We start from the raw sequence: 16449 nt of genomic DNA, 5'->3' as shown, positions 1-16449 counted from the left end.
CGTCCCTCGTCCGCCCTCGATCCGTGCGGTGTCCCGCGGGCCGGATCGAGCCTAACCCGTGAGTGTGGGAGCTCCGTGGGATCAGTAGTCGGGCTCCCTCGGGCGGCGGGGCCGGGCGTCGTCGGCGCCGTCGGACTGCTGCATCGCCTGGTCGATGAGCGCCTGGCGCATCGGATCGGGGAACTCGTCGTCGAGCTCGTCCGGCTCCGCGGGGCGCCTCGGAGGAGCGGGAACCTCCTCCGCGGAGACGGCGGGCGCGGCCATCGCCGCCTCCACGAGCGCGAAGTCCTCCTCGTCCATGGCCGTGGCCGCTGCGGGTGCCGGGCGGTGCCGCCGCCGCGAGAGGAACGCGCCGATGCTCTCGGAGCGCGAGGCGAGGATCGGCCCGACGATCGCCATGATCAGCACGTAGAGGCCGGCGAAGGGCTGGATCCGCTCGTCGAGCCCCGCCGAGAGCGAGAGCGTCGCCAGGATGAGCGCGAACTCGCCGCGGTTGTGCAGGATGAACGCCGCGTTCAGGCCCGCGCGCGGTCCGAGCTTGTTGAGCCACGCGACGAACTGCCCCGCGCCGAGGTTCAGGACGATGGTCATCACCGCGGCGATCAGCACCGGGACCACGACGCTCGGGAACGCACCGGGATCCAGCCCGAGACCGAAGTTGACGAAGAAGAAGGCTCCGAACACGTCGCGCAGCGGGATCGCGATGTGCTCGACCCTCGACCGGAACCGCGTCGCTCCGATGACCAGTCCGATCAGGAACGCGCCGATCGCGTCCGTCACTCCGAGGACCTCGCCGATCCCGCCGAACAGGATGGCGAGACCGAAGAACAGGATCGTGAACAGCTCGTCGTCGCGAGTGCGGAAGAAGCGGGAGACGACCTTCCCGCCCCAGCGGGCGATCGCGAACATCACCACGAGGAACGCGAACGCGATGACGAGCTTGAGCACCACCGGCCACGGCTCCGTCTCGCCCGAGAGCACCACGGACACGATCGCCAGGTAGACCGCGATGAAGATGTCCTCGACGACCGTGACGCCCAGGATCATCGGCGTCTCGGGGTTCGCCAGGCGCTTGAGCTCGATCAGCAGCTTGGTGACGATCGCGCTCGAGCTCGTCGCCGTGATGCCGGCGATGATCAGCGCCTCGCGGCTCCCCCAGCCCAGCGCGAAGCCGAAGCCGAGGCCGACGGCCATGTTGACCGCGATGTAGGAGCCGCCGGAGAGGATCAGGCGGCCGGCGTTCCCGAAGAACTCGTCCTGGTCGAACTCCAGGCCGAGGTTGAACAGCAGGAGTATCAGCCCGAAGACCGCGGTCAGCTCGATGTAGCTCGACTCGAAGTCGAGCGGGAAGAGGTGGAAGTTCGGGCTCGCGAGGAGCCCGACGACCATGTAGATCGGGATGGCCGGGAGCCCGATCGTCCTCCCCAGCCGGCCGAGGACGTAGGCGACGACGAACAGGACGCCGAGGACGATGAGGTCTTCGCCGTGGTGCATCCTCAGGCTCCGGGCGGGGCGTCGACCGTCTTGGCGAAGCTGCCGGTGCGGAAGAACGCGAACGCCTTGGCGACCTTCTCGGGGCTGCCGGCGACCACGAGGGTGTCGCCGGGGAAGACGCGGAAGTCGGGGGCCGGCGCCGGATTGGCGGCGTCGCCCCGGACCACGGCGACGACGGTCAGCCCGACGATCCCTCGGTCGGCGGGCTTGCCGAGCTGCTGTCCGGCGATGTGGTCGTCGTAGTCGACGGTGAACCAGTCGATCGAGAGGCCCGGGATCTGATCGAGCGCGGTCAGCGACTCCGTGATCTGCGTGCCGCCGAGGAGCTCGGCGAGGGTGTGCGCCTCGTCGTCGCTCAGGCGGAGGGACACCTTGGCGCCGTCCTGGTCGCCCTCGGCGAACGTGATCAGGTCGCTGTGGCCGGAGCGGTGGGCGATGACCCCGACCTTGCCGCCGTCGGCCGTCAGGAACGTGTGCAGAACGCCGACACCGGGCAGTTTGACCCTGCGGACCTCGACCATGCGTGCTCCCTCCGCGCCGTGCGGCGCTCCCACTCGGGACTTCCAGCTTAGGCGCGTGCGGAGCCCTCCTGCCGAGGGAACCCCGACCCGTCGAGGGATCCCGCGGTTCCCGGCGGGCTTGGCGGTCCTGCGTCCCTCGCTGCCCACAGGGGGTGGGGGGAGTCTCCACAGAGGGAGCGGAGGGAGGGAAGGGGGGCGGAAGCGTGCAGTGGGGATCTATCGAGACGGGGCGTGCCGCCGGTCGGACGAGTCCGTGCGGCTGCGCCGCGGTACGCGCGGACCGGCGAGTGGGCGGGGGCCTCCGCGGACGAGCGGCAGCGGGCGCGGATCGACGCCGTGGCCGCGACCTGGAGCGCGCCCTTCGTCCTCCGCGAGTCGGCGGCGGCGGTCCGGGACTCCTCTTGGTCGAGCCGCTCGCGGAGACCGTGCATGTCGAGGGGCGACGGACCCGGGCAGCCGGACGTGGAACGGCGTCGCGGAGCGCTCGTCCGCCCTCACCCGCACTGATCGACGGACTCGCCGTCTCGGATCTCGCGCAGACCGCCGTCGATCCGAACCGACCCGGCGTTCCTCTGGGGCCGCTCGCCCGAGCACGTGCTTCTCGCCCAGAAGCGCCGGGAAGACCGGATCCGCGCGCGCGGGTCCGCAGTGTCGTCCGCCGGGCTGGCGCGAGGCCTACGACGCCAGCCCGTCCGGCCGACCCGCGCCGGCGTCCGCCGCGTCCAGGGACCCCCGGGCCGTCGAGGGAGCCCGCTGTTCGCGGCGGCCTCGACGGTCAGGATCGCCTCGGTCGGTGAGCGTCAGCTGGGCTGGTACGGCGCGACGACGACCTCGACCCGCTGGAACTCCTTGAGGTCGGAGTAGCCGGTCGTCGCCATCGAGCGGCGCAGGGCGCCGATGAGGTTCGCCGTGCCGTCGGCGCCGGTGGCCGGGCCGTAGAGGACCTGCTCGAGGGTGCCGACGGTGCCGACCTCGACGCGGCGGCCGCGCGGCAGCTGCGGGTGGTGCGCCTCCGCGCCCCAGTGCCAGCCACCGCCGGGAGCGTCGGTCGCGCGCGCCAGCGCCGAGCCGAGCATCACGGCGTCCGCGCCCACCGCGACGGCCTTCACGATGTCGCCGGAGGTGCCGAGGCCGCCGTCCGCGATGACGTGCACGTAGCGTCCGCCCGACTCGTCGAGGTAGTCGCGGCGAGCGCCGGCGACATCGGCGACCGCGGTCGCCATCGGAGCCTGGATGCCGAGCGTCGTGCGAGTGGTGGAGGCGGCACCGCCGCCGAACCCGACGAGGACGCCCGCGGCGCCCGTGCGCATGAGGTGCAGGGCCGCGGTGTAGGTGGAGGCGCCGCCGACGATGACGGGCACATCGAGCTCGTAGATGAACTTCTTGAGGTTCAGCGGCTCGGTATCGCGCGAGACGTGCTCGGCCGAGACGGTCGTGCCGCGGATGACGAACACGTCGACCCCGGCGTCGACGACGGTCTGGTACAGCTCCGCGGTCCGCTGGGGCGACAGGGCCCCGGCGACGGTCACGCCCGCGGCGCGGATCTCGGCCAGGCGCGCGGTCACCAGCTCGGGGCGGATCGGAGCGGAGTAGATCTCCTGCATCCGCTGCGTCGCGGTCTCGGCCGGAAGCCGGCGGATCTCCTCGAGCAGCGGCTCCGGGTCCTCGTACCGCGTCCACAGACCCTCGAGGTCGAGGACGCCCAGCGCCCCCAGATGCCCGAGCCGGATCGCCGTCGCCGGCGACACCACCGAGTCCATCGGCGCGGCGAGGATCGGCGTCGCGAACTGGTACGCGTCGATCGACCACTTCACCGACACGACCTCGGGGTCGCGCGTCCGGCGGCTCGGGACGACGGCGATGTCGTCGAAGGCGTACGCGCGGCGGGCGCGCTTGGCGCGCCCGATCTCGATCTCCATGACGCAGAGTTTACTGTGGCTCGCTCCTCGCTCCGCTCGTCGCTCGCCCGCGGTCGGCCCGAGCGGGCGGTCGCGTTCCGCAGAGCGTCCCGCGTCCGCGCTACGCCGATCCGCTCGCACGCGGATCGCCGGTTACCGCTGAGCGGTGTCAGCCGTGGCTCGCTCCTCGCTCCGCTCGCCGCTCGTCGCTCGCCCGCGGTCGGCCCGAGCGGTCGGTCCCGTTCCGCAGAGCGTCCCGCGTCCGCGCTACGCCGATCCGCTCGCACGCGGACCGCCGGCTACCGCTGAGCGGTGTCAGCCGTGGCTCGCTCCTCGCTCCGCTCGCCCGAGGTCGGCCCGAGCGGGCGGTCGCGTTCCGCAAAGCGGGTCGCGTCCGCGCTACGCCGATCCGCTGGAAAGCGGATAGCCGGTCATCTCTCCCACCTTGCACGGGACGCCCTGATCGCTTGCCCGCGATCGGCCCGGGCGAGTGGCCACTTTCCGCAGAGGCGTACGCCCGCGCCTCGACGATCCGGCGGAACGATCGTCGGTCACCGCTCCCACCGGGCTCCGCACCAGGCCGCGATCGACGCGAGCGGGCGCACACCACCAGCAGGTGGAGCCAGCGCGGCCGCCACCACGATTCGCTGCAACGCGGGAAGCCCGTCCCCACTCCGTCGCGCTCGCGCGCGGCGCACGACCACTCCCCCGTCGGCACAGGCGGAAGCCTCCCCCCGCAGTCGCGGCGGCGCCCCGCGCCGCTCGCGCTGCGTCCCCCGCCCCTCAGCCGAGAATCGGTGCTCGTCTCCCGGAGGGAGGCGGCGGATCGGGATCGCGGCCCCTCCGGCGTGGTGGGCGTATGGGCCGCAGGCCCATCGGGCAGAGGGGCCGCGATCCCGATCCGCCGCCGGCCCCCACCAGACCCCTCAGCGCCGGTAGTTCGGCGCCTCCACCACCATCTGCACATCGTGCGGGTGCGACTCCTTCAGCCCGGCCGCCGTGATGCGCACGAACTTCCCGCGCTCCTTCAGCTCGGGGATGGTGCGCGCTCCGACGTAGAACATCGACTGGCGGAGCCCGCCGGCGAGCTGGTACGCCACGTTCGCGAGCGGGCCGCGGTACGGCACCTGGCCCTCGATGCCCTCGGCGATCAGCTTGTCGTCGGTGGGCACGTCGGACTGGAAGTAGCGGTCCTTCGAGTAGGAGGTCCGCTCGCCGCGGGTCTGCAGGGCGCCGAGGGAGCCCATCCCGCGGTAGGTCTTGAACTGCTTGCCGTTCTGGAACACGAGGTCGCCGGGGCTCTCCTCGCAGCCCGCGAGGAGCGAGCCGAGCATCACGGTGTCGGCGCCGGCGACGAGCGCCTTGGCGATGTCGCCGGAGTACTGGAGGCCGCCGTCGGCGATCACCGGCACGCCGGACTCGCGCGCGGCGAGGGACGCCTCGTAGACCGCGGTGACCTGCGGGACTCCGACGCCGGCGACGACGCGGGTGGTGCAGATCGAGCCGGGGCCGACGCCGACCTTGATGGCGTCGGCGCCCGCGTCGACGAGGGCCTGCGCCCCGGAGCGGGTCGCGACGTTGCCGCCGATGACGTCGACGCCGGCGAAGGCGGAGTCGGACTTCAGGCGGCGGATGATGTCGAGCACGCCGGCGGAGTCGCCGTTGGCGGTGTCGACGACGATCACGTCGACGCCCGCGTCGAGCAGGGCGGTGGCGCGCTGCCAGGCGTCGCCGAAGAAGCCGATCGCGGCGCCGACCCGCAGGCGGCCCTCGTCGTCCTTCGTGGCGTTGGGGTACTGCTCCGACTTGTCGAAGTCCTTGACCGTTATGAGGCCGGCGAGCTTGCCCTGTGCGTCGACCAGCGGCAGCTTCTCGATCTTGTGCTGCGCGAAGAGGGCGATGACCTCGCTGTCGGGGATCCCGACGCGGCCCGTGATCAGGCCGGTGCTGGTCATCACGTCGCGGACGAGCGTGGTCGCCTTCTCGAACGGCGAGACGAAGCGCATGTCGCGGTTGGTGATGATGCCCACGAGCACGCCGGTGGAGTCGACGACGGGGAGGCCGCTGATCCGGTACTGGCCGCAGAGGTCGTCGACCTGGGCGACGGTGGCGTCCGGGGTGGTGGTGACGGGGTTCGAGACCATGCCCGACTCGCTCCGCTTCACCCGGTCGACCTGGTCGGCCTGGTCGGCGATGGAGAGGTTGCGGTGCAGGACGCCGAGGCCGCCCTGGCGGGCCATCGCGATCGCCATGCGCGCCTCGGTGACGGTGTCCATCGCCGCGGAGAGCAGCGGGGTCGCCACGCTGATGCGCTTGGTGAGACGGGAGGCCGTGTCGGCCTCGCTCGGGATGACGTCGGTGTGCCCCGGGAGGAGCATGACGTCGTCGTAGGTGAGTCCGAGGAATCCGAAGGGATCCGGCTGGTCCATCAATGCCCCTTAGCAGGTCGAGTGCGGGAGCCCGGAGAGGACGGGAGGAGTCCGCTCACGAGCGCCACGGTTGTTCGATCTTAAGCGCCGTGAGGCTCGCGGTATTCCTCGACGGCGCGGCCGCCGGGCCGCGGATGGGCGCTGGAGCGCTCTCCTCTCCCTCATAATGTCGTCACGCGTAAGTGCGGACGGTGAAACACCGCCGACATATGCGGAACGTATGGTCAACCAACGTTGTTTGACGACGGCGATTCGGGCGTGCCCGGAGACCCCATCCGTCTGTGCACCCTGACGAGAGGTAGACGTCTTGCTCACAGCCAGCCGTTCGATGCGCCGCCAGCGCTCGACGACCCTGCATCCGACGGACCGGGAGGCGCCCCGTGGATAGGAGACGCCCGAGGCTCCGAGACCGGCTCCTGGCCCTGGGTCTGCTCGCCGCGACCCTCACCGGGATCGCCGCGGCGGCCCCCGCCGCACTCGCCGCCACCACCGCCGACCAGTCGATCATCGCCTGGGTCCGCGTGCAGGGGACGAACGAGAACCTGACGGGGGTGACCGTCGAGATCGGCGGCGACGCCTCCGCGACCGTGACCACCGGCGAGGACGGCCGGGCCACGTTCCCCCTCGACGCCGCGGGCACCTACACGGTGACCGTCGACGAGGAGTCCCTGCCCGCCGACAAGGGCTACCCCGCCGCAGGTCAGAACCCGAAGCAGGTGAAGATCGTCGCCTCGCAGAACCAGATCGTCAACTTCATCGTCTCGACGGCCAACCCGAAGGGCTCCGGAGCGACCGTCCCGGTCCCGACGGACTCCGCGGCTCCGACGAGCCCCGCGACCGAGGGCACGACCGGCAACGACGCGCCGAACCCCGACGGCACGTCCAATGCGGTGAACCAGCCGGTGTCGGCCGACACGTTCTGGATCATCTTCTGGCCGAAGGTCGTCACCGGCCTGATCTTCGGGCTCCTGATCGCCCTCGCGGCGATCGGCGCCTCGCTGATCTACGGCGTGACCGGCCTGAACAACTTCGCCCACGGCGAGCTGGTCACCTTCGGCGCGCTGATGGCGTACCTCTTCTCCGGGGTCTTCGGACTCCCGGCGCTGCTGGCCATCCCGATCGCGGTGATCCTCGGCGGGGCCTTCGGCTTCGTCCAGGACGGACTGCTCTGGAAGCCGCTGCGGAAGAAGGGCATCCAGCTCATCCCGCTGATGATCGTGACGATCGGCCTCTCGCTGGCCCTGCGCTACGTGTTCGTCTTCTTCTTCGGAGCCGACCGCCTCTCGCTCCCCAACAGCACCGCTCCGTTCTTCACGGTGCCGGAGCTCGGGATCAGCCTGAAGTTCACCGACATCGTCGGCGCCGTCGTCGGCGTCGTCTGCATCGTCGCCGTGGCCTACGTCCTCACGAAGACGAAGATCGGCAAGGCGATGCGGGCGGTCTCGGACAATCGGGCCCTCGCCTCCGCCTCGGGCATCAACGTCGAGCGCGTCATCCGCGTCGTCTGGGTGATGTCGGGCGCTCTCGCCGCGCTGGCGGGCGTCTACATCGGCTACTACCAGTCGCTGCGCTGGGACACGGGAGCGTCGATCCTGCTGCTGATCTTCGCGGCGATCACGCTCGGCGGACTCGGCTCCGCCTACGGCGCGCTGGTCGGCTCGCTCATCATCGGACTGATGATGAACATCTCGACGATCTGGATCCCGGAGAACCTCAAGTACGTGGCTCCGCTCGTTCTCATGATCATCATCCTCCTGGTCAGGCCGCAGGGAATCCTGGGCCGCAAGGAACGGATCGGCTAGGACACCATGAACCTCAACTTCATCTGGCTGGCGATCGGGCAGATCGTCGATCCCACTGTCGCCGCGTACGCGCTGGCGACCATCGGCCTGGTCATCCACTTCGGATTCACGGGGCTGCTCAACTTCGGACAGGCCGGCTTCATGGCAGTAGGCGGCTACGCCTTCGCCATCACCTCGGTCAAGTTCGAATGGCCCGTCTGGGGCTCCTTCCTCGCGACGATCGTCGCGGCGACCGTCTTCGCGCTCATCCTGGGCATCCCGACGCTGCGGCTGCGGGCCGACTACCTCTCGATCGTCACGATCGCGGCGGCGGAGATCATCCGGCTCTCGGTCAAGACCCCCGAGTTCTCGGCGATTACCGGCGGCTCGGAGGGCATCAACGGCGCGGCGAAGGCGTTCAACGACCTCAACCCGCTCCCCGAGGGCCGCTGGGGCATCGGCGTCCTCACCTACAGCCAGGACCAGTGGTGGGTGCGGATCGTCGGCTGGGGCCTCGTGCTCCTGGCCTGCCTCCTGGTGTTCCTCCTGATGCGCAGCCCCTGGGGCCGCGTCATCAAGGGCATCCGCGAGGACGAGGACGCCGTGCGCTCGCTCGGCAAGAACGTCTTCTCGTACAAGATCCAGGCGCTCATCCTGGGCGGCGTGCTCGGAGGCCTCGCAGGAGCGCTGTTCATCCTCCCCCGCTCGCTCCAGCCCGACAACTACGGCACCCAGCTCACGTTCTTCCTCTACACGATCATGCTGCTGGGCGGCGCCGCGACGGTCTTCGGACCCGTCGTCGGCTCGATCATCTTCTGGGTCGTCCTCGGTCTGACCGACGGACTGCTCACGCTCGGGATCGACACCGGGGTCCTCAACAACGACCTCATCCGCCTCACCACCGTGCAGACCGGACCCATCCGGTTCATCGTGGTGGGGGTAGCCCTCATGCTCCTGGTGATCTTCAGACCCCAGGGGATCTTCGGCAAGAAGAAGGATCTGCACTTTGCCTAAGACGCCGGTCTCGGACATCACCGAGGAAGCAATCGTCCCCGGGGTCAGGAAGAAGGACCCCATCGTCGTCGCCGACAACGTCAGCCGCCGCTTCGGCGGCCTGACCGCGGTCGACGTCGAGCACCTCGAGATCCCCCGCGGATCCATCACCGCCCTGATCGGCCCGAACGGGGCCGGAAAGACCACGTTCTTCAACCTGCTGACGGGCTTCGACAAGCCCAACACCGGCAAGTGGAACTTCAAGGGCAAGAACCTCGCCAACGTCCCGGCCTACCGGGTGTCGCGGATGGGCATGGTGCGCACGTTCCAGCTCACCAAGGCGCTCGGCGGCATGACGGTGCTCGAGAACATGCTGCTCGGCGCGAAGGGGCAGAAGGGCGAGAACATCTTCACCTCGCTCATCCGCCCGCTGTGGTCGAAGGAGGAGGACTCGATCGAGCAGCGCGCGATCCGCCTGCTCGAGAAGTTCAAGCTGGACACCAAGCGGGACGACTACGCGTCGAGCCTGTCGGGCGGCCAGAAGAAGCTGCTCGAGATGGCGCGGGCGCTGATGTCGGAGCCCGAGCTCGTCATGCTCGACGAGCCGATGGCCGGGGTGAACCCGGCGCTGACGCAGTCGCTCCTGGGTCACATCGTGAACCTGAAGGACGAGGGCATGACCGTGCTCTTCGTCGAGCACGACATGCACATGGTCAACACGATCGCCGACTGGGTGATCGTGATGGCCGAGGGCAAGGTCGTCGCCGAGGGCCCGCCCTCGACCGTGATGAACGACCCGGCCGTCATCGACGCGTACCTGGGCGCGCACCACGACACCGACCTGGGCACGATCGAGGGCCAGCTCGAGATCGCCGAGGAGATGGACTCCGACCTCGTCCGCGAGGACGTGGAGCGGCAGGCGGAGCAGGCCGGCGTCCCGACGCCCGGCCACGACGCTCCGGCCGCCGGAACGGCGTCCCCGTCGGCCTCCGCGCCGACGAGCGTCGCCCCGACGACCGACGCCCCGGCCGTCGAATTCGAGAAGGACGAGAGATGACCGCCGACACGACGACTCCGAACACCCTCGAGACGCACGATCTGCACGCGGGCTACGTGCCGGGGGTCAACATCCTCAACGGCTCGAACGTCTACGTGAAGCGCGGCGAGCTCGTCGGGATCATCGGCCCGAACGGCGCCGGCAAGTCGACGCTGCTGAAGGCGATGTTCGGCCTGGTCAACATCCGCCAGGGCACCGTCCTGCTGAACGGCGAGGACATCACCGGCCTCAAGGCCGACAAGCTGGTGTCCAAGGGCGTGGGCTTCGTGCCGCAGAACAACAACGTCTTCCCGTCGCTCACCATCGAGGAGAACCTCGAGATGGGCATGTACCAGAAGCCGAAGCTGTACAAGGAGCGGCTCGAGTTCGTCACCGAGCTCTTCCCGGAGCTCAGCAAGCGGCTCAAGCAGCGCTCGGGGTCGCTCTCGGGCGGTGAGCGCCAGATGGTGGCGATGTCGCGGGCTCTGATGATGGACCCGTCGATGCTGCTGCTCGACGAGCCCAGCGCCGGCCTGTCCCCGATGCGGCAGGACGAGACCTTCGTCAACGTGCAGCGGATCAACCGCGCGGGCGTCTCGATCATGATCGTCGAGCAGAACGCGCGGCGGGCGCTGCAGATCTGCGACCGCGGCTACGTCCTCGACCAGGGCCGCGACGCCTACGAGGGCGCGGGCCGGGAGCTGATGAACGATCCGAAGGTCATCGAGCTCTACCTGGGCACGCTCGCGACGACCAACGAGGTCACCACGAGCACCCCGACCGTCGGCGGCTGACCCCCGCTGCGAAGGGCCCGTCGTCTCCGGACGGCGGGCCCTTCGTCGTTGCCGGGGCGCGGAGCGGGCGCGAGCGGGGCCGAGGGGCCGGTGCGGCTCCGGGGCGGAGGCGGGGCCGCTCGCCCAGGGCGCCGTGCAGCTCGGAGACCACTCGGAGCAGGGCGGGAAAGCTGTCGCAGTGCCCGTTCACGCGCCGGCAAGGGGTGCCGCAGAAGGGAGGCGGGGGGCCGCTCTCCCGGCGCGGACAGGCCTTCACCGGTCTCTCCGCGAGGCCCGCCGAACCCCCGGGAAGTCGGCGGAACGGCGGGCCGGACTCTCGGTCTCCTGTCCGCGGGACGAGGGCAGGACAGCGAGAGTCTCTCCGCACCAGCGACACCCACGAGGGGGACAGGATATCGCCCTGCCTGCCGTAGTTTTGGGTACACGGGACAGCCCTGCAGGGGGACGTCCCGCTCCCCTCTCCCCCGGTAGGGACCGCGATCGGCCGCCGATCTCCTCCCCTCCCCGCAGCGCCTCGAGCGCCGCGTCGTCCGCCTCGAAGGAGCCGACCATGAAGAGATACACCCCCGCCCCTGTGGAACTCGGAGCCGGCTTCGGCACCGGTGCGATCGGCGACTACGAGCGCTGGCGCGTCGTCGGCGTCTACGCCCAGGTCGTCATCGCCGAGACCACCGGCGGCAAGCGCCGCAGCTACAGCCGTTCCTTCGTCACGTACCGCCTGGCGCAGGAGGCGGAGCTGCTCCGCGCCTCCTAGGCCCTCCGCACTCCACGAGCGCGCGTCCTCCCACTGGAGGGCGCGCGCTTCTGCGTTCCCGCTCGACGTCGTCGCTCCCGCCCGCGGTTCGGCAGGGCGCCCCCTCGAGGCCGGGAGAGGCGCTCGGAGGCGCGTACAGGCCGTCAGAGCCGCTCCTCCTCCCGGGTGGCTCCTCGACGCCACGCCGGGCCCTGGACGCCGCGGAGCCGTCCGCCCGCACCCGACAGCGGCCACCCTCCCGGACGACCGCCGCGCCTCGCTGCGTCCGCACGACCGGCGCGTCTCCTGCTCTCCGCTCCGGGAACGGCGGAGGGGCCCGGTCCGAAGACCGAGCCCCTCAGGGATGCGGCAGGAGCCGCGTCACCGCGTCGTCAGTTCAGCGAACCCTCGACGGTCTCCTCGAAGGAGGTGGTGTTGCCCGTGCCGTACTTGTAGATCGAGACCGAGGCCTCGCTGGTGTCGCCGTTCTCGTCGAACGAGATCGGGCCGGAGAGGCCGTCGTAGTCGACGTCCTCGCCGTCGGCGATGAGCTTCGCGCAGTCGGCGAAGGTCGTGCACTTGGTGCCGCCCTCCGAGACCGACATGAGGTTGTCGCGGATGGTCGCACCGTCCGTCGCCTTGCCCTGGAGCGCGGCGAGAGCGGTCAGGACCGTGGCGTCGTACGACTCCGGCGCGTAGCTGAACACGGTCAGCGCGTCGTTGCCCTGCGACTCGACGAGCGACTGCAGCTTGCCCTGGAAGTCCTCGGACGCCTGGACGCCCGGGTTGGTGAACTGGGCGCCGGCGATGTCGACGTTGGTGTCGGACTCGCCGATGACGCCGTAGTTGCCGTCCGTGCCGTAGAGCTTCGAGAAGTCGAAGCCCTTGGCCGAGAGCTGCTCCGCGATGGTCTTGATCTCGTCGAACGAGATGACGACCAGCGCGTCGGGGTTCGGGGCGAGGACCGAGGTCAGCGCCGAGTTGAAGTCGGTCGAGGCCGGCTCGAAGATCTCCTCGGCCGCGACGGATGCTCCGCCCGCCTCGAGGGTCTCCTTGATGTTCTTCTCGAGGCCGGTGCCGTACGCGTCGTTCATGTACAGGATCGAGACGTTGGTCTTGCCGTCGCCGAGGATCTTGTTGCCGAGGATTCGGCCCTGGAGCACGTCCGAGGGAGCGGTGCGCCAGTAGTAGCCGTCGTCGTCGTAGGTCGTGAAGTCCGGCGAGGTGTTGGCCGGCGAGATCTGGACGACGCCCGCCTGGGTCACCTGGTCGATGAAGGTCTTCGAGACGCCCGAGGACGCCGCGCCGATGATGGCGGAGACGTTGTCGGCGATGAGGGACGTGGCCGACTGCGTCGCGATGTCGGTCGTGGTGTCGCCCGAGTCCTTCTGCTCCACGTCGATCGTGATGCCGGCCTTGGCGTCGTTGATGTCGACGACCGCCTGGTCGACGCCCGCGATCTCGGGCGGGCCGAGGACGGCGAGGGTGCCGGTCTGCGGGAGGATCGTGCCGATCTTGAGGGACAGGTCGCCCGAGCCGCTGTCGCCGCTCGATCCGCTGTCGCCGCCGCCGGCGCAGCCGGCGAGGACGAGAGCGCTGGCGCCCAGAATGGCGACGCCGCCGAGGGTTGCCCGGAGGGACCGCGCGCGGGCCGAGCCGGCCTTCGCGTAAACGCCCATGTTGCTCCTTGAGAGGTGTGTGTCAGTGGGAGCGGCGCCGGTGGCAACCGCTCGGCCAACCTAACCTTCGAAGCAGCCGTGAACAATACAGGGGTGTTACCAATACGTTTCGCGACCGGATCGTTACCATTCCGCTGTCGCGCCGCGCCAGGACGACGCGTTCCGCAGATCAGACGGAGGATCGGCGCCGTCTGCGCTCCGCGGCGACGAGGTCGCCTGAGAAGATCGCCAGGGCGGCCCACACCAGCGCGAAGCCGATCCAGCGCTCGAGCGGCATCTCCTCGTGCAGGACGAAGGCCCCGACGAGGAACTGCAGGAACGGCGTCAGGTACTGCACGAAGCCGACGATCGACAGCGGGAGGCGCCGGGCGGCGCCCGCGAACAGGAGCAGCGGGACGGCCGTGACGATCCCGGCCGAGGCGAGGATGAGGGCGTGCCCCGTCCCCTCCGTCGTCAGGGTCAGCCCCACCGTGGAGCCGACGACCGCCAGCTGCACCACGGCGAGCGGCGTCAGCCAGAGCGTCTCGAGCGTCAGCCCGCCGACCGCGTCCACCGTGCCGCCGACGCGGCTCTTCACCAGGCCGTAGAGGCCGAACGAGAAGGCGAGGGCGAGCGAGATCCACGGGAAGGATCCGTAGCCCACCGCGATGACCAGCACCGCGACCGCGCTGACGCCCATCGCGGCCCACTGCAGGGGCCGGAGGCGCTCGCGCAGCACCAGGACGCCCAGCAGCACCGTGACCAGCGGGTTCATGAAGTAGCCCAGGGCCGCCTCGATGACATGGCCCGTGGTCGTGGCGATCACGTAGACCTGCCAGTTGACGTAGATGAGCACGCCCGCGATCGCCATCACGCCGAGCAGGCGGGGGCGGCGCAGCAGCGCGCCGAAGGAGCGCCAGCCGCGGAGGACCGTGAGCAGGATCACGCAGAAGACGAGCGAGAAGAGCACCCGGAACGCGACGATCTCGAACGGCGAGGCCGGCGCCATCGCGATGAAGTAGAGGGGCATCGCACCCCAGAGCAGGTAGGCCGAGAACGCGAACAGCAGCCCCGTGCCGGACATCCCGCCCGGGCGTCCCGCCGCTCCGAGCGCCTCCACTCCTTCGCCGACGGGCACGTCCGAAGGGGACGGCGAGACGGCCTCGGCAGGGGTGCGGGAGCTGGTCACTCCCCCGATGCTACGCAGGCGCGGGGTGGGAGGACGGCCCCGCAGCGGGCGGATCAGGCCACTGGTCGCGAGGAGGACCGGGAACGACGGAAGGGCCCGCCGACCGAGGTCGACGGGCCCTTCCGAGGGATGCTGCCTAGCGGACGACGACCGCGAGGACGTCGCGAGCGGAGAGGACCAGCAGGTCCTCGCCACCGAACTTGACCTCGGTTCCGCCGTACTTGGAGTAGATCACCTTGTCGCCGACGGCGACGTCGAGCGGCACGCGGTTGCCGTTGTCGTCGATGCGACCGGGTCCGACGGCGACGACCTCGCCCTCCTGCGGCTTCTCCTTGGCGGTATCGGGGATGACGAGACCGGAAGCGGTCACCTGCTCCGCCTCGACCTGCTTGATGACGATGCGATCTTCGAGCGGCTTGATGGACACCGACACGGTTGACCTCTTTCTTGACGACGATGTGGGCGGAACGCGGTTCTGGCACACACGCTCCGAGAGTGCTAGATCCATCGTAGGGGCTCCGCTGGCACTCGTGCAATCAGAGTGCCAAGCGGAGCGGCGGACCCGCCGGGAGGCCGTGGCCTACCATGGCCGGATGCGACGCGACGAGCTGGTCGAGCTCCTCTCCCCCGAGGGCCTCCGGCTCCTCGACTCCCTCGACGGCTACCGGTCCGAGGACCTGGTGCGGGCCGTGGCACGCCTCCGGGCCGCCGGCCACTCCCCCGTCCTCGTCGCCGCGGTGCTCACCCAAGCGAGGCTCCGGCAGAAGGCGGAGGCGAAGTTCGGAGAGTTCGCCCGCTCGATGCTCTTCACGGACGCGGGACTCGAGCAGGCGACGCGGCTGCGTGTCGCCGCCCTGCACGCCGGCCGGTTCGCCGCGGCGGGAGCGGCGCGCGTCGCCGACCTCGGCAGCGGGATCGGCGGCGACGCCCTCGCGATGGCCGCGATCGACCTGGCGGTCACCGCCGTCGAGGCCGACGAGGTCACCGCGACCCTGGCCAGCTTCAACCTCGCCCCGTTCCCCGCGGCGAGCGCCGTGCACTCGACGGCCGAGGCCTTCGACCTCGACGGCTTCGACGCCGTCTACCTGGACCCGGCACGCCGCACGGCCGGCCACCGCGAAACCCGCCGGCTCGACGATCCGGACGACTACTCCCCCTCCCTCGACTTCGCGTTCGGCCTGGCCGAGCACCGTCCCGTGGGCGTGAAGGTGGGTCCCGGCTTCGACCGCGAGCGCCTGCCGCGGGACGCCGAGGCGCAGTGGGTCTCGGTCGACGGGGAGCTGGTCGAGACCGGGATCTGGTTCGGTTCTCTGGCGCGCCCGGGCGTGCGCCGCTCCGCTCTGCTGCTCGGCGCGACCGGCTCCTCCGAGCTCACCGCGGCGGGCGACAGCGAGGACGAGGAGGTCGGCCCCCTCGGCGCGTTCGTGCACGAGCCGGACGGTTCCGCGATCCGCGCGCGCCTCCTGGGCGAGCTCGCGCGCTCCAGCGGCTCGCGGATGCTCTCGCCCGGCATCGCCTATCTGACGGGCGACGATGCGGCCGCCTCGCCCTTCCTCCGCAGCTTCCGGGTCCTCGCCGAGCTGCCGCTGGACGAGCGCACGCTGGCGAAAGAGCTGCGCACCCGCGGCATCGGCGTGCTCGAGATCAAGAAGCGCGGGGTGGACGTCGACCCCGCCCGCTTCCGCAAGCGGCTGGGCCTCTCCGGCACCGGCAGCGCGGTGCTGATCCTGACGCGGATCGCCGGGCGCCACCGCGCGCTGCTCGCGGAGCGCGTCGAGCGGCCCGCGCCGGCTCAGTAGCCGGAGGTGCCGGCGGCGAGGGCGACCACGACGAAGACGAGGAAGACCGCCAGGTAGATCAGCGAGACGGCGATGCCGGCGAACCCGGTGATGATCGCGGTCAGCGCGAAGCCGCGCGCGGCCG

At 70.6% G+C, this 16449-nt stretch carries 13 protein-coding genes; 6 read left to right on the top strand and 7 right to left on the bottom strand.

Translation table 11 applies throughout. The annotated features are described in order from the left end of the window. Positions 1 to 81: 81 nt before the first annotated feature. The 4 genes from C5C30_RS01665 to guaB form a co-directional block, all read right to left on the bottom strand. Positions 82 to 1494 carry a cation:proton antiporter gene (locus tag C5C30_RS01665; protein WP_104224735.1) on the bottom strand — a complete coding sequence of 471 codons (1413 nt, stop codon included), beginning with the start codon at positions 1492 to 1494 and terminating at the stop codon, positions 82 to 84. A gap of 2 nt (positions 1495 to 1496) precedes the next feature. Further along, a complete protein-coding gene (locus C5C30_RS01660) occupies positions 1497 to 2015 on the bottom strand; it encodes a cation:proton antiporter regulatory subunit (RefSeq protein ID WP_068256939.1) in 519 nt (172 codons plus the stop codon). Between the two features lie 800 nt (positions 2016 to 2815). Beyond that, positions 2816 to 3934, bottom strand: coding sequence for a GuaB3 family IMP dehydrogenase-related protein (locus C5C30_RS01655; protein WP_104224734.1), 1119 nt, complete (start codon positions 3932 to 3934; stop codon positions 2816 to 2818). A 905-nt stretch (positions 3935 to 4839) separates the two neighbouring features. After that, complete coding sequence (guaB, locus tag C5C30_RS01650; RefSeq protein WP_104224733.1) at positions 4840 to 6342, bottom strand: IMP dehydrogenase; 1503 nt, start codon at positions 6340 to 6342, stop codon at positions 4840 to 4842. Between the two features lie 380 nt (positions 6343 to 6722). Between guaB and C5C30_RS01645 the strand changes: the two genes are divergently transcribed. The 5 genes from C5C30_RS01645 to C5C30_RS01625 all read left to right on the top strand — a co-directional run bounded on the left by C5C30_RS01645 (position 6723) and on the right by C5C30_RS01625 (position 11700). Continuing rightward, positions 6723 to 8144: a branched-chain amino acid ABC transporter permease gene (locus tag C5C30_RS01645; protein ID WP_104333054.1), complete on the top strand. Its 1422-nt coding sequence runs from the start codon at positions 6723 to 6725 to the stop codon at positions 8142 to 8144. Between the two features lie 6 nt (positions 8145 to 8150). Next, positions 8151 to 9137: a branched-chain amino acid ABC transporter permease gene (locus C5C30_RS01640; RefSeq protein ID WP_104224731.1), complete on the top strand. Its 987-nt coding sequence runs from the start codon at positions 8151 to 8153 to the stop codon at positions 9135 to 9137. Next, positions 9130 to 10173, top strand: coding sequence for an ABC transporter ATP-binding protein (locus C5C30_RS01635; RefSeq protein ID WP_104224730.1), 1044 nt, complete (start codon positions 9130 to 9132; stop codon positions 10171 to 10173). The genes C5C30_RS01640 and C5C30_RS01635 overlap by 8 nt, the downstream gene beginning before the upstream one ends. Next, positions 10170 to 10946: an ABC transporter ATP-binding protein gene (locus tag C5C30_RS01630; protein WP_104224729.1), complete on the top strand. Its 777-nt coding sequence runs from the start codon at positions 10170 to 10172 to the stop codon at positions 10944 to 10946. The genes C5C30_RS01635 and C5C30_RS01630 overlap by 4 nt, the downstream gene beginning before the upstream one ends. A 550-nt stretch (positions 10947 to 11496) precedes the next feature. Then, entirely contained in the window at positions 11497 to 11700 is a 204-nt protein-coding gene (locus C5C30_RS01625; RefSeq protein WP_146081462.1) for a hypothetical protein, read from the top strand. A 371-nt stretch (positions 11701 to 12071) separates the two neighbouring features. On the opposite strand, the gene C5C30_RS01620 is transcribed toward C5C30_RS01625, so the two are convergent. The 3 genes from C5C30_RS01620 to groES form a co-directional block, all read right to left on the bottom strand. Beyond that, a complete protein-coding gene (locus C5C30_RS01620) occupies positions 12072 to 13358 on the bottom strand; it encodes an ABC transporter substrate-binding protein (protein ID WP_104234163.1) in 1287 nt (428 codons plus the stop codon). Positions 13359 to 13527: 169 nt separating this feature from the next. Then, the gene (gene rarD, locus C5C30_RS01615; RefSeq protein WP_104224726.1) at positions 13528 to 14421 is read right to left on the bottom strand and encodes an EamA family transporter RarD; all 894 of its coding nucleotides are present in this window, start codon (positions 14419 to 14421) and stop codon (positions 13528 to 13530) included. Between the two features lie 241 nt (positions 14422 to 14662). Next, a complete protein-coding gene (gene groES, locus C5C30_RS01610; protein WP_097167691.1) occupies positions 14663 to 14959 on the bottom strand; it encodes a co-chaperone GroES in 297 nt (98 codons plus the stop codon). 160 nt (positions 14960 to 15119) lie between these two features. On the opposite strand from groES, the gene C5C30_RS01605 reads away from it, so the two are divergent. Beyond that, entirely contained in the window at positions 15120 to 16325 is a 1206-nt protein-coding gene (locus tag C5C30_RS01605) for an SAM-dependent methyltransferase (protein WP_104333052.1), read from the top strand. Positions 16326 to 16449: the final 124 nt, after the last annotated feature.

The sequence above is a fragment of the Rathayibacter sp. AY2B5 genome, assembly GCF_002931645.1.
Taxonomy (GTDB): domain Bacteria; phylum Actinomycetota; class Actinomycetes; order Actinomycetales; family Microbacteriaceae; genus Rathayibacter.
Note: the sequence above shows the minus strand (reverse complement) of the source record. Positions and strands in the feature narration are given on the sequence as shown.

Coding starts and splice junctions, on each gene's coding strand:
- C5C30_RS01655 (WP_104224734.1), bottom strand. CDS start 3,934: ATGGAGATCGAGATCGGGCGCGCCAAGCGCGCCCGCCGCGCGTACGCC.
- rarD (WP_104224726.1), bottom strand. CDS start 14,421: ATGTCCGGCACGGGGCTGCTGTTCGCGTTCTCGGCCTACCTGCTCTGG.
- C5C30_RS01605 (WP_104333052.1), top strand. CDS start 15,120: ATGCGACGCGACGAGCTGGTCGAGCTCCTCTCCCCCGAGGGCCTCCGG.
- C5C30_RS01630 (WP_104224729.1), top strand. CDS start 10,170: ATGACCGCCGACACGACGACTCCGAACACCCTCGAGACGCACGATCTG.
- C5C30_RS01620 (WP_104234163.1), bottom strand. CDS start 13,358: ATGGGCGTTTACGCGAAGGCCGGCTCGGCCCGCGCGCGGTCCCTCCGG.
- C5C30_RS01660 (WP_068256939.1), bottom strand. CDS start 2,015: ATGGTCGAGGTCCGCAGGGTCAAACTGCCCGGTGTCGGCGTTCTGCAC.
- guaB (WP_104224733.1), bottom strand. CDS start 6,342: ATGGACCAGCCGGATCCCTTCGGATTCCTCGGACTCACCTACGACGAC.
- C5C30_RS01625 (WP_146081462.1), top strand. CDS start 11,497: ATGAAGAGATACACCCCCGCCCCTGTGGAACTCGGAGCCGGCTTCGGC.
- C5C30_RS01665 (WP_104224735.1), bottom strand. CDS start 1,494: ATGCACCACGGCGAAGACCTCATCGTCCTCGGCGTCCTGTTCGTCGTC.
- C5C30_RS01640 (WP_104224731.1), top strand. CDS start 8,151: ATGAACCTCAACTTCATCTGGCTGGCGATCGGGCAGATCGTCGATCCC.